At 40.8% G+C, this 11931-nt stretch carries 14 protein-coding genes; all 14 read right to left on the bottom strand.

The features are described 5' to 3' along the window. Window positions 1-608 precede the first annotated feature (608 nt). Window positions 609-1025 (bottom strand): hypothetical protein, encoded by a 417-nt coding sequence (locus tag FJM74_RS15845; RefSeq protein ID WP_187263621.1) that lies wholly within the window; start codon window positions 1023-1025, stop codon window positions 609-611. A 93-nt stretch (window positions 1026-1118) separates the two neighbouring features. Beyond that, entirely contained in the window at window positions 1119-1799 is a 681-nt protein-coding gene (locus tag FJM74_RS15840; RefSeq protein WP_187263620.1) for a tetratricopeptide repeat protein, read from the bottom strand. A 93-nt stretch (window positions 1800-1892) separates the two neighbouring features. Next, entirely contained in the window at window positions 1893-2699 is an 807-nt protein-coding gene (locus FJM74_RS15835) for a hypothetical protein (RefSeq protein WP_187263619.1), read from the bottom strand. 121 nt (window positions 2700-2820) lie between these two features. Continuing rightward, window positions 2821-3387 (bottom strand): hypothetical protein, encoded by a 567-nt coding sequence (locus tag FJM74_RS15830; protein WP_187263618.1) that lies wholly within the window; start codon window positions 3385-3387, stop codon window positions 2821-2823. Between the two features lie 3 nt (window positions 3388-3390). Beyond that, the gene (locus FJM74_RS15825) at window positions 3391-4758 is read right to left on the bottom strand and encodes an IS110 family RNA-guided transposase (protein ID WP_187263617.1); all 1368 of its coding nucleotides are present in this window, start codon (window positions 4756-4758) and stop codon (window positions 3391-3393) included. A gap of 208 nt (window positions 4759-4966) precedes the next feature. After that, on the bottom strand, window positions 4967-5299 hold the full coding sequence (locus FJM74_RS15820; RefSeq protein ID WP_187263616.1) for a hypothetical protein: 333 nt from the start codon (window positions 5297-5299) through the stop codon (window positions 4967-4969). Window positions 5300-5558: 259 nt separating this feature from the next. Further along, window positions 5559-5999 carry an SMI1/KNR4 family protein gene (locus FJM74_RS15815; protein WP_187263615.1) on the bottom strand — a complete coding sequence of 147 codons (441 nt, stop codon included), beginning with the start codon at window positions 5997-5999 and terminating at the stop codon, window positions 5559-5561. Between the two features lie 96 nt (window positions 6000-6095). Continuing rightward, window positions 6096-6407, bottom strand: a complete 312-nt coding sequence (locus FJM74_RS15810) for a hypothetical protein (RefSeq protein ID WP_187263614.1) — start codon at window positions 6405-6407, stop codon at window positions 6096-6098. 92 nt (window positions 6408-6499) lie between these two features. Continuing rightward, window positions 6500-7678 carry a hypothetical protein gene (locus tag FJM74_RS15805; RefSeq protein ID WP_187263613.1) on the bottom strand — a complete coding sequence of 393 codons (1179 nt, stop codon included), beginning with the start codon at window positions 7676-7678 and terminating at the stop codon, window positions 6500-6502. Between the two features lie 502 nt (window positions 7679-8180). Then, window positions 8181-8681 (bottom strand): hypothetical protein, encoded by a 501-nt coding sequence (locus tag FJM74_RS15800; RefSeq protein ID WP_187263607.1) that lies wholly within the window; start codon window positions 8679-8681, stop codon window positions 8181-8183. Between the two features lie 37 nt (window positions 8682-8718). Further along, window positions 8719-9159, bottom strand: a complete 441-nt coding sequence (locus tag FJM74_RS15795) for a DUF3805 domain-containing protein (protein WP_187263605.1) — start codon at window positions 9157-9159, stop codon at window positions 8719-8721. A 123-nt stretch (window positions 9160-9282) separates the two neighbouring features. Next, window positions 9283-10113 carry a hypothetical protein gene (locus FJM74_RS15790; RefSeq protein ID WP_187263604.1) on the bottom strand — a complete coding sequence of 277 codons (831 nt, stop codon included), beginning with the start codon at window positions 10111-10113 and terminating at the stop codon, window positions 9283-9285. Between the two features lie 89 nt (window positions 10114-10202). Next, window positions 10203-10655, bottom strand: a complete 453-nt coding sequence (locus tag FJM74_RS15785) for a hypothetical protein (protein WP_187263603.1) — start codon at window positions 10653-10655, stop codon at window positions 10203-10205. A gap of 80 nt (window positions 10656-10735) precedes the next feature. Then, window positions 10736-11908: an immunity 26/phosphotriesterase HocA family protein gene (locus tag FJM74_RS15780; RefSeq protein WP_187263602.1), complete on the bottom strand. Its 1173-nt coding sequence runs from the start codon at window positions 11906-11908 to the stop codon at window positions 10736-10738. Window positions 11909-11931: the final 23 nt, after the last annotated feature.

Below are 11931 nucleotides of genomic sequence, written 5' to 3'. Positions count from 1 at the left end.
TATATAAGGTCCTGCAATGCAATTTAAAATCCCCCAAGGCTCGAAATTCACAACTATCCGGTTTGGGGACAGCAATTGGGACGCGTCCCAAAATATCTTAAGTACGAAAGGGACACGCGTGGGACAGTGGAAAATCTTCTCTTGGGACAGTTTGGAATGGAAATTTTGGATGACAAAGGTTTTGGAATATAGCAGCAGTGTCGGCTTACGGATGGTGGCCGTTATGCCTTCCTTTTCTGCTTCTAAAAGACCTTTAGTTTCTCGTCTGTTGACTAGTGTCTTCTTTTCATTACTTGTACAAGTTATAAATTCTTAACTTGGAGAATCTTTGGTCCAGTATTTTAAGATGCTAAGAAGGACCTAACATTTATAGCTGTATTAGTTCGATTCTTTAGCAGTATTAAATGAGATTTAATTCATAATTAGAATATTATAAGCACTAATTTTGGAAGATAGGCATTTGTTTAAACAGCTATTCTGGACACCAGTGCCGGCTCCCCAACTTAACGAACCGCTGTATGCAAGACCCGCTTGTACAGTGGTGTGAGAGGCGCACCCCGTCAGTTAACGCTGGCGGGTCCGTCTACTAGATTGGCAGAAGGTGTTCTTTATACTTTTTCTTTGGCAAGAGACTTTATGAAATCCGATAGCTTCTCTATTTCGACCGTTTCGGAATGTAGTGGTTCAACTAACCCAATAGCAAAAGCCTGAAGTTCTTCTTTTTTCAAGTTTCCTAATGTCTCTAGAGATGAAGGTGACAAGTGTCTGAGTAAGTTTGGAATTGCTTTTCCAGTTTCACTTTCAAATCTAAATTTTATGTTTTCAAGCCACTTCTCAATCAAATCGGAGTTCCCTGCCGCTTGTTGGTTTCTGATGTGTTCTTCTCGTACTTTCTTTAAGATGCTCGTATTGAGAGGGCTGTTGGCAAATTCATTCAAATCGTAGCTGTCGATTTTTTCAGAAAACTTAACAGCCCCTAGCAACTTATGCAAAGCATGTAATTCATATTTGTCAAGTTCTACCATTTTCAATTTTATCACTTTCTGCCAACGTTTAGTACAGGCTGCGAACGAGGTGTAGCCGAGTATGGAGCCTGTGCCGTGTTGATTGTATTAATTTTACATGGTAACTGGTAAAGTCAAGCCCCAAACAACAACTTCTTTACCTTCATGTTTGCCAGGTACAATCTGTACTGCCTTATTGAATACTTCAGTAATCTCTTGTTGAGCGGCTTCACTTTTTTTAGGACCCAATATTTCTGCATTAAGTTTTCCGTCCTTGCCAAAGTATAAGGATAAAGGGAGCATAGCTCCCGCCCCAAATTGCTTTCGCAGCACCTTTGATTTTTTAAGTTCGCTGAGTATAGACTTTTCAATTGTCTTATTCAAACCTTTGCCGTCTATCACATATTCATTGATTGAGTTCACCACTACATTAGGCACTACATCCACATCTTCGAAGTGCATTGTGTCAGCATATGTAATCTTCTGTTGTAACTGCTCCTTCAGCAGATTAGCAGCGTCTCTGTCACGGAGTCTCACACAAGCCTGCAAAAGCTCAACAGCTTCTTCTTTGTTGCCGAGTTCAAAGTTAATTACAGCTAAGTTGTATATGGCGTCCTTATGTCTCGGGTTTAGTACTATTACCTTCTTAAACTCAGATACAGCGGCTTCAGTCTGCTGCTGCTCAAAAAGCTGTAGTGCATGAGCGTAAGTTTCTTCAACTTTATTTTTCCCTTGGGCAAGAAGCTGGGATGTAGAAGCAAGTATGAATAAAACTGATAGTATAATTTTCTTCATTTTGTGGTTTTTATTACAATCAACGGGTGAAGACAGGCTGTGGGTGAGGCGAAGCCGAGCCTAAAGCCTGTGCAGGGTTATGGGATGTTTTTCTTATATGCACACCTCATCCTGCTTTACATGTTTGCACTTCCACTTGCCACCAACATTGAGATAAAGTCTACTGTAAGAGGTAGTTTCATCTATCTCTTCCTCATAGCGAAACACATCAACGATTCCATCGCTGTCTATATCGTAGGCTTTGCCATTTAACAACATTCCATTCTTAGTCTTCAATGAAACATCGGAAGCTTTGATTTCCTTGAATTCGCTATTGAAGGGGATTATTGCTAAGCCTTCAAGGCTATTAGTTATAGCATTTGGCACCTCAAACTGTTTTTCAAAGGAGAGGGTTGGAAATGTGATGGTGCCAGGACATTCTGATTCTTTAATTAACCACCAGTCTTTTACAGGTGCTTCATAAGCCTTGTTATCAAACCATACTAAACCAGATAAACCTTGCTTCCAAGTTATCTTTATTCCTTTATAGTTGGGGTCTGCTTCAGCACCTCTTAGTACTTCAATACTGTCATCTTTTGATAACAGAAATCTAAGCATTGACAAATTACCATCCCATGCGAAAGGTGTACTGTACCCGCTTACCTGGATTGGAGCTATAAAGTATTTTTCAGCTCTTTCCTTATCAAAGTATGATGCTTCTGTTTCCATTAATTCAGGGTTTTCTCTTACCCAATCAGTAGCTAAGGAATCCTTGAGATAAGCATAAATATCAGTTTGAGCATTTCCAGTAGCAACTAATCCTCCTTGGCTTTCATCCTCGGTAGAAACTGCTTTCGTCTGCTCGCAAGCTACTAAGCCAGCTAAAAGCAAGGTTGCCAGCAAAGTCGATAATTGTCTCATATTTTCATGCTTAAAAATGCCCCCATAACGTTACTCGTGCAGCCGAAGCCCTAAGCGAAGCAAGGGTTAAGGCTGAACTTTGTTGGCGTTTCGTTGTTTTTATAGGTCCGATTTTACTTTTTCACGGGTTCCATACCTCAACATCTACTCCAAAGGGTACATCATTTCCTAAATAGATATCTGATGATTTTTCAAAGCCTGTCGGAAGATTAAATTGCCCTTCATATATGGAACCTTCAAATTCATTAGAGTAAATGGTGTCTCTTCCCAAAGCAAGTTTAACCCTTAACTGTGTTTTAAAATCCCCTGAAAATTTTGGAAGTGCTATTTTGAGGGCAAAATTTGGTAACAGGAAGAGCATGCGACCAATATATTTTCCCTTTTTATAATCTCTATGCTCGTAATCAGACTTAAGAGCAGCAAAATGTTCTATTTGTCTCCAAACTCCTCGCCTATTTTTTGCCTCTGTTACAAGTCTTAATGTTCCAAAATAATTAAAGAAATACAATGCAATGGTATCTTCTGTAGTATTTTGTAAAGTCACAGGTACATATTCACTCACACGCCTTAAAATGTATGCTTTGTTAGTTGAATCCAATTTACCTGCAAAAGTCTCAGCTTTATATAACTTTTTAGTATCTACATGCAGCAAAAGCTTTCCAGACGGGGCCTTTTTCTGTACAACCAACTGCTAACTGACTGCCAGTGAACTTCTAAGAAATAGCCTGTCTAGTTCCTCTTTGTTGAGTTCAAGGGCATAAAGCTTTTTCTCGATTTGTTTTAGTTTCAGGGCTTTCTGCTTCTGGCTGCTGACCTGCGCCAGTTCTTTTCTGTAGGGTTCTTTTTTGGTGACCATGTTCCAGATAATGACAGCCAGCTTTCTTGCCGTGGCGATGATAGCGGCGATGCGCCCCTTCCGGAACGCGATCCTTCTGAAGAAAGGGGTAAGCTCATGATTCTTATGGTTGCCGATAGCGTTGGCCGCATGACGCAGGGCCTTGGCAATGTAGTTTTTCCCCGAGGGTGTGCGGTTGCTGATGATACGGCCGCCACTTACCTTGTTGTTGGGCACCAGTCCCAACCAGCAGGCAAAGCTCTTGGCAGTCGGGAATTTATGCAGGTCATGGCCCATGTTGGTGAGCAGGCACAGCACCGTGTTAAAGCTAATGCCGTTAACGGCAAACAGGTCCGTTTGGAAATAACGGAAAGCAAGGTGCGGCAGATCAAATCCGGGAGTATGCTTGCTCCGCTTTTTCCTGTTGGCTTTCAGCCGCTCCTCCTCCTGGACCGACACCTCCGTTTTAGGCGCGTATTTCATCAGGAACTGCTCGATGACCTGGTCGCATTCCTTTAGCTTGCGCTCATAGAGCCTGTAGAAATCCAGGCAGGCCTCCAGCTCGAAGAGCAACTCTTCCCGCCACCAGCCATGCAGCGCCCCGGCGATCTCCTGGCGTGAGCGCTTCACACGGGTGCTCACCAGCGAAGCCAGGTGCTCGGGGTCACGAGCCCCTGAGAGGATGGCTTCAATAATGGCCATGCCGGACTGGCCGGTAATGTCGTTGAGCACCACGTCCAGCCGGATGTTCATCAACCGGAGTGCTTTTTGCATTTTGCTGCTGTAACGGGCTGACTGCTCCACCAAATGCTGCCGGTGATAATAATAGGTACGCAGCTGCTGAAAAGTATCGCTGAGCAGCAGGCTGCCCGACAGCAGGCCCAGGGAATGGAGCTTCTGTATCCACTGGCAATCCAGCACATCGGTCTTTCGCCCCTTCACGTTCTTGGTCTGGCTGCCCGGCACCAGCAGCACCTCGAAACCCGCCTGCTGCAGGGCGTTGAACAAGGTTTGCCAGTAACTGCCAGTGCTCTCCATGGCAATGGTCGTGACCCCACAGGTATGAAGATGGTCAATGAGTTGCTCATGGTCTTTGGTGCAGATACCAAACTCACGTACATTTTCTTTCACCTGATCCACAGCCACCATATGGCTGCGCGAGCCCACATCGATGCCAGCGGCGTGGGGATGAATGATTCTGAAAGGTATTTCCTGTTTTCCCATAACTGAAATCCATAACTGTGAAAAATAGTGACTTCAGGGAAGGCCATGAATAGTAAAATTTTTCTGTACGGGATTCTTCAGAGAAGATCACCAGTTCATTCATCAAATGCCCTTCCAGTGGAAGAACATAAGGCGTTCCGGCCCAGATTTTAGGAAGGACTTACATAGTGCCATTAAAAGCGCGGGGCTCACTGAAGTCCCTGCCAATTTAGAGATTATGTCGGAAAGGTTGTATTGGCCATTCCACTGCGCCGGCGCTGTATACTGATTTTAGAGTATCTTTTATAGTCAATTTACTTTGGATAGCAGTAAGATATTGATCAAGATCATAAGAATTTTCTTTATTTGTTAATTCAATAATATGATGCCCAGGATACAACATTTCGGTTGAATCAAAGGTCCCTACCATAGTTATTGTTACGGTATCCATATCCATATATGGATACAGATCTTCCTCTTTTGATTGTTCATCTGCCCTCTCCTGACAAGCAAAAGTAGCGAATAGACATAGAAGCAATATTATGTTTATTTTTCCCGCCATTTTGGAAACATTGCTTTATTGGCAATGATTAAATATGAATTTCTAAAAAGAATTCTTCCGAAGTATTTGATTTAATTATCTGCCTATGTGACAAATGCTCTTTCAACTAATATTGTTTCTATGCACGCCAACGTTTTCGGGCTTTGTGTTCGGGCGGGTTTTGGAGCACCCAGTTTCAATTTTCACTAGAGTTTACTAGAAGCACAAAGCTCCAAGTTTGCACGTCACCCGCCTGACGCAAAACCCGTGTTAGTGGAAGTTATTTTATCCCCAGTTCCTCATGCCATTCATATAGTCCACCAGTTTCAAATACATTTCCCGTCAGAAACCGTTGAAGAAATTCAGTCAAAGAGGATGTCATGGTTTTATCGGGATAACTTCCATTAAATATTTCAAATTGTCCGGTTGTTGTGCATCTAAGTCCCCACATGTCCGAGTAAATCATGTATTCAGAAAAATAAAACCAGCTATCTCCGAAGTCTAGCTGATATTGCCTGATGTCCTGAAGTGAAAGCATATTAAAAATGTCCTCATTACAACCAAAACCATTGCAGGTCAAATAAAACTCTCTAAAATCTGTCGGCAACGAAAACCCCATTTGTCTTTCAAAGTCAGCAATGTCAGAAAGTGTCGCTGGAGGGTTAACGTCAATTCCGTTGTCTTTATGTTTTTGCTTTATTAAGTCGACTATTTGGCTCATGTTCATTTCTCGTCTAGCTAATTGCCACTAACGGCCGCGTACATAAACCGAGCAAGGTGTAACCGTAGCTTGGTTTATGTGCAGGGTTATGCTAATTTATTCTTTTACAATTTTGAAGGTTTCTGCTTCAATAACTATAGTATCTCCGCTCTGCATTTCTATTTCAAGCCTACTGCCGTTTTTAGTTACTTCATTGATAGAACAACTTCTTCCCCACGGATTCTGCATAGGGCATGTGATGGAACTTGCTTTTTCGGCAATGATAGAGGCTGTTCTTGTTTTTGGGTAGTAAAGCTCTGCTGTTGTTATTCTTATTACTACAGATTCTGTTTCCCTGTCAATCAGAATATCTTTTACTAATGAGTCATGCAGTTGCTCTCCCTCAATATTTAATTCTGATTCTTCCATTGATTGAAAATTTAGCATAACGGTACTCGTACATGAGGTGAGCAAGGCGTAGCCGCGGCTTTGCTCATGTGCCGTGTTATGCTTTCTTTGTTTTAATCGGTTACAATAAACCAAGGAATACCAAGGTAGCCCTTCATAAAGTAAATACTTACCAAATCGTCTCTCTCAAGCTGCTCATATAAGTCTTGTGAAACCGATACTTCTTCTATTTCCTTTTGTAACCCCCAAGGAGTTAATTCAAGATAGTATGTAGTTGATTTGCCAGAACTTATTCTTTTACTCAAAACCTTTGCATTGAATACTACTGGCTCTGAATTGTCATTCATGCAGTTTACCGTTATTATTGAACCGTAGCTGTAGGCAAAAAGAATCGAAGCAATCACTAAAACTGAAAAGTAGTCTACAGCTTTCTTGAATTTAAACTCTTTGTTACCAATCATCAGCACCGTTATCATTGCGAAAGCTATTACTGATGAAGGTATCCAAACATTGTTGTGGCTAAAGATATTATAGTCCAGTAAAGCTCTTAAACAAAGTCCCATACTTGGAGCAAGTACAGCCCAAAGTATCGAAGGATAGGCACTGTCTTTTCTCTCGTCAATTCGGATAAGCCCCGATGATAATTTCAGTGCAGCAACTGCGACAATCGGAACCGTAATCGATGCCACTATGGCAAGTTCATAGGGAGCTGGCCAAAAAAATGCCCAAGCCCCAAATAAGCCACCTACCCAGTTGAGTACTTTAGCTGTCTTACGAGCTCTGAGCAGTTTCTCTTCTCTCTGTTCAATTGTCCAGCCAAGCTCTTCATTTTCTAAAATTTCCTGTTCTTCCTGCTCTGCATGGAGCAAGTCCAGGTCTGGGTAGTAGGATGATAGCCACTCCACTATCTCATCCGTCTTGCCAAGGTAAGTGCTGATATTAATTTTCTTTTTGCCTGCGACATTGGGTTCAATGGAAATATAGTTGTCATCTATTCGGTATCCCTTTATTTCATCAAACCTTAGTTGTCGGCGTGAAAAGGTACCCGCTGCGTATATTTTGTCGCTGTCAATTACAAACTTCCACTTTTTTGTCTCAATTAGACCATACCCCATCAAACCTATCATACCAATGGACAATGGTGCAAGAAACCAGTATGCATTGGTAAGGGCACCATCTGCATTTTCATGCACGAAAGGCTCAACCAAGAGCCAGGTAAAAAGTCCAATGAGTAAAGGGGCAGTTGCATAGATTAGAATTGCCCAACCCTTTGCTGTTTTAAATTCTCTCATCAAAAAGGCTTCTTTACAATGAAGCATAACGTACTGGGCTATAAGGTGGCGTAGCTATCTTATAGGTGTGGTTAGTGGACAGTAGTTTTTTGAGTAACAATATTCAACATTCCTGTGCTTTATTTTTCTATTGGAAAAGCTTTGTCAGTTCATGAACCAAGCCATAGACTCCAATCAAACAAAATAAAAGACCACCCAAAAACACTTTCAACTTAGTAGCAAACAACATATTGCTCGGGTCATATTTATAGAACTTGTAGTTTACCATAAATAAAATACCAGTAATGATAAATAGAAGAGCAAATAGTGTAAGCAATATGTCCACGCTTGTTAATTGATTTATTAGTTTTCTTTAAGCCTTGTATTCAATGAATGCTCCTATCAATCAAGTCAGCTAATTCCGTTGACTAATTTTTATACTTAGCATTACCACTAACGGATTGGCCTGAAAAGGTGTGCGAGGCGAAGCCAAAGCATAACTTATAGGCTTGGTTGGCATACGTTATTCTATGACTTTTAAATAATCCCTCAACTCACCTTCAAAGGCACCAAAATCAAAGTGCTTAAGCTTCTTAATTTGTTTCAGGACTTGAATAGAGGAGAGGATTTCCTTTTTTAGATTAAGGATAAATTCATCCTGCTTATACTTTGAGTAAAGCGAGAAGTCAAGCTTCACATCATACTCAACACAATCTACAGTTGTGAATGACGTCCCATATTTATTATGTACTCGTTTACCTTGCCGATATTTTGGTTTTCTAATCTTAAAAAAGAAATCAAATTCAGGAGCTACAGCAATGATTCCAATAAACAGTTCCTTTAAATCGTCTCCAAAACTCTTTTCAGCAAAATGGCTCCCAAGCTTCTCAGACAGGTCGTGAATCCAACTATTTCTTCCACCACCAAGGTTAGTTTCTAAGGTGAGAGCAAATACCATTTTTTTAAATTCTTGATTTTTATGAATGCCAACGTTTAGTGCAGCCGATGGGCGAGGCGTAGCCAAGCATAAGGGCTGCACCTTGTTGTATGACGGTTTTCTTCTAGTGAATTTGCAGTGATCCTATCATGTACTCAATCTTTTCCATTTCCTTTTCATTCTCTTCAGTCCCTTCATTGGCTTTATCAGTTGAGAAGGATATAAGAAATAGGGTATTGTTGCTACCAAGAGTCCAGTTATACATCAGCACTTCATTTTCTTCTTCCTGTAGGTATTCTTTATAGAACACACAATCATGGGCTCCTAACTTTAACCTCTTTGGATTCTTGGAGATATTTTCTTCGTATTCCTGAGTGAGGTATTCAGGAGACTTATCTATACCTTTTAAATTGTCCCACTTGAGGGGTGTGATTCTGAAATTCCCTGTCCAGTTATCTTCATCGTAAAATGCATAAGTACCTTTTCCATCAGGAAATTCTTCCCAATTGCTCGGTACCTTAATTATAAACCATTCCTGTTCAGAAGTAAACTCTCTAAATTCCATATTATCGCTGCAGCTAACACAAAAGACAAGTAGTACAAGGATTATTTTCTTCATTGAATTGACATACAACGGATTGTATAAAAGGCGAACGAGGCTCAGCCGAAGTGTGGCTTATATACCTTGTTATGGGTTTTTGTTTTTTCTGACATACTGCCCAACCACCCACTCTTTCCCTTTATGGCTTATTGAGATTTCTTTTACTAAGAACCCATTGCTATCGTAGTCATACACTGTTCTGTTGTTCCACGCACTATGCGTTACCTCAGGAGTCAGGGGATATTCATTGCTTGTCCGCTCTTTCTCGAGAAGTTTCCCTTTGCTGTCATACCTGAAATACTCGTTCTGATACACTTCACCGCGCTTCTTTTTAATGGCTATAAGTCTGTCACTCTTATCATACTCATAAGTGCCGTCCCACTCCAGGTTCCCATTCTGCGTTATTAGCTCCTTACTGATTTTCCCAACTGCGTAGGTGAGTTCCCGCCAGAACTCAAGCCTGTTTCCGTCTGCGTCCGTAAAGTCACGAATAAACTCTTTCACGAGCCTGTTCTGATTGTCGTAGAATTTAGTTTGCCTGAAAGGGCGAGGGTTTGGGTTCAGAGAATCTTTAGGTGTTACAGAGCCTATGAGGTTTCCTGCGGCGTCATAAACCATGCTGTCCCTTATGGCCCCTTGGCAGTTCCTTCCCCACCTCTTTTCCAGAAGCCTTCCAGTACTGTCATAGAGAAACATAAGGCATCCCTCATGTGAGCCACCTATCTCTAACAGGATTCTATCTGTAGAATCGTAGTATTCCCTGCATCTGAAATTTTCGCTGTTCTTAGGGTCTCCGTTGTATTCGGTTATACTATAAGCGTAGTCAAATCCATCAGGTAACCAAAGATCCTCAATAGGCTGCGCTTTATCACAGGCAAACAAAATCAGCGCAAATAAGATGTAGAGCCTGTTTCTCATTGATTTCAATTACCCATAACGTTATTCGTGTAGCAGAATGGCGTAGCGTCAGAAGCCGTACTGCTACACTTTGTTGGTAGCTGGCATTTTTAATCTTCTGCAATAAAATAGGTCACAACCATTTTGTTTTGATTCATGAACACAATAGCAATATCAAAAGTATTTTCTGTTAGTGGTTCCCATCCTAGACAATTTTCTTCTCCTGGAAACCCTGACCAGTTAGTATAGCATATGCAGTCTCCACTTTCAAAACCACTTAACATTAAATTCTTGAAGGTTTGTGCTTTTTCTTCAGGCGCAAGTTCAATTGAATAGGCTAAATCATATTGAAGAGCGTACTGTAATAATTTGTTTGCAGCCGTAAAATCAATTTTCACCCAATTCTCTCCTAATTGATTTAGATTCTCTTGTTGACATACTTTATCTAGAAGTACGATTCTTAACTTCTCAGTCGAGGTATCAAAGTCACTAATAGTAATTTCAAAAGCATCTCCCCAATAATGTTCATTCGATTTATATTCGTCGAAAAGCCTCTTTTTCATTTTTGTATTTGATGCTTACTACCAACGGTTGGGCTAAAAAGCGTTTTTATGCTTTTTAGCTGTTGTTAGCTGTCGATATTTTAAATTTCTATTGTCTTAGAAGTTCCAGTTAATAGACAGTTCTCTAAATAATTACTGTTTGGGTCAAGGCTAAATGCCTTAAAAATTTCATCTTTTACTGCTTTGTTCTTTGGGTTTCTTAAATCCCATTTAGCCAGATAGTGTTCTGAACTCTCAAAATCAAATTTACCTTCATTCTCTATTGCCTTTGCAACATCAACAGTGTCATAATGGGGCCTGAATCCAATAGAGTAATACCCATAAGGATTTTGGTCAAAGGACTTTTCGCCTACAACATATTTGTTGAAAGTTTCTTTAGGCAGTTCCCTATGGATTAATCCCCATTGAAGGAAAACCACTTGTCGTTGGTCTATGCTCCTTCCATAGGAGATCGGGAAGTCCAGTTCTTCATCTCGGATTTCTCTGTGTCCAAACACCTCATACTCTCCGTACAGGAGAAGATTGTCCATCATCACATCAGATGGCAGCTTTGGCTGTTTGTCAAGCGTATCTATAGCTATGTCCTTCTCCTTTGACTTATATGCGAACAGCTGAACAATCAAGGGTGGCCCCATCAGCAAGCCAAGTCCATGGTCTTTTGGTAAATAGCCCTTCTTCCTTAACTTATTCACATCTAAAAGAAGTCGACCGAATCCATATTCCGTTCTATTTAGCTTAAACCTGAAATAGTCGCCAGGCCTGTACTTTATATTCTTTCTTCTGGAGGCTTTGAAAATGGAAATCTCTTTGAGATGATTCTCAGGTGAATGTTTGATGAAGTTATTTATAATTTCAGGAACAGCCTCCTTTTCTGAATGCCTGCTTTTCTCCCAACGGGTTGAGTAGAAGGTTGTCTGGGTAGTGTAGTTACCAATGGTTAAATCACTGTTATCTACTCTAATGTACACGCCAATAGGTTGTCTTTGTTCAAGGACTGATGCCGTCAATTTCTTTTCTTTACCTTTTTCAGTTTTAGGCAAAAGAATCACTCTGTCCTTTGTCTTTTCATTGTATTGAAGTTCAGCATACTGGGCATCAGTTGAAGTGATGTGCCTTTTTATAGTATCCCCTTCATAATACAAGATGGTTTCGGGGCGGTAAGTGTCGCCTTTAAGAAAGACTTTGTCCCAATGTTTCTCAATCGGGTCAAGACCAAGGTACTCCCTCTCTTTATTTGAAATTTCGTAAGACATTTTTATTTGTATTGGCAGCTAAC

The organism is Pontibacter beigongshangensis, from assembly GCF_014332515.1.
Lineage (GTDB): Bacteria > Bacteroidota > Bacteroidia > Cytophagales > Hymenobacteraceae > Pontibacter > Pontibacter beigongshangensis.
This window is presented reverse-complemented; position numbering and strand designations above follow the sequence as displayed.

Bases quoted from the DNA above. Each gene is read 5' to 3' on its own strand.
- FJM74_RS15845 (WP_187263621.1), bottom strand. From the start codon at position 1,025: ATGGTAGAACTTGACAAATATGAATTACATGCTTTGCATAAGTTGCTA.
- FJM74_RS15840 (WP_187263620.1), bottom strand. From the start codon at position 1,799: ATGAAGAAAATTATACTATCAGTTTTATTCATACTTGCTTCTACATCC.
- FJM74_RS15835 (WP_187263619.1), bottom strand. From the start codon at position 2,699: ATGAGACAATTATCGACTTTGCTGGCAACCTTGCTTTTAGCTGGCTTA.
- FJM74_RS15825 (WP_187263617.1), bottom strand. From the start codon at position 4,758: ATGGGAAAACAGGAAATACCTTTCAGAATCATTCATCCCCACGCCGCT.
- FJM74_RS15820 (WP_187263616.1), bottom strand. From the start codon at position 5,299: ATGGCGGGAAAAATAAACATAATATTGCTTCTATGTCTATTCGCTACT.
- FJM74_RS15815 (WP_187263615.1), bottom strand. From the start codon at position 5,999: ATGAGCCAAATAGTCGACTTAATAAAGCAAAAACATAAAGACAACGGA.
- FJM74_RS15810 (WP_187263614.1), bottom strand. From the start codon at position 6,407: ATGGAAGAATCAGAATTAAATATTGAGGGAGAGCAACTGCATGACTCA.
- FJM74_RS15805 (WP_187263613.1), bottom strand. From the start codon at position 7,678: ATGAGAGAATTTAAAACAGCAAAGGGTTGGGCAATTCTAATCTATGCA.
- FJM74_RS15795 (WP_187263605.1), bottom strand. From the start codon at position 9,159: ATGGAATTTAGAGAGTTTACTTCTGAACAGGAATGGTTTATAATTAAG.
- FJM74_RS15790 (WP_187263604.1), bottom strand. From the start codon at position 10,113: ATGAGAAACAGGCTCTACATCTTATTTGCGCTGATTTTGTTTGCCTGT.
- FJM74_RS15785 (WP_187263603.1), bottom strand. From the start codon at position 10,655: ATGAAAAAGAGGCTTTTCGACGAATATAAATCGAATGAACATTATTGG.
- FJM74_RS15780 (WP_187263602.1), bottom strand. From the start codon at position 11,908: ATGTCTTACGAAATTTCAAATAAAGAGAGGGAGTACCTTGGTCTTGAC.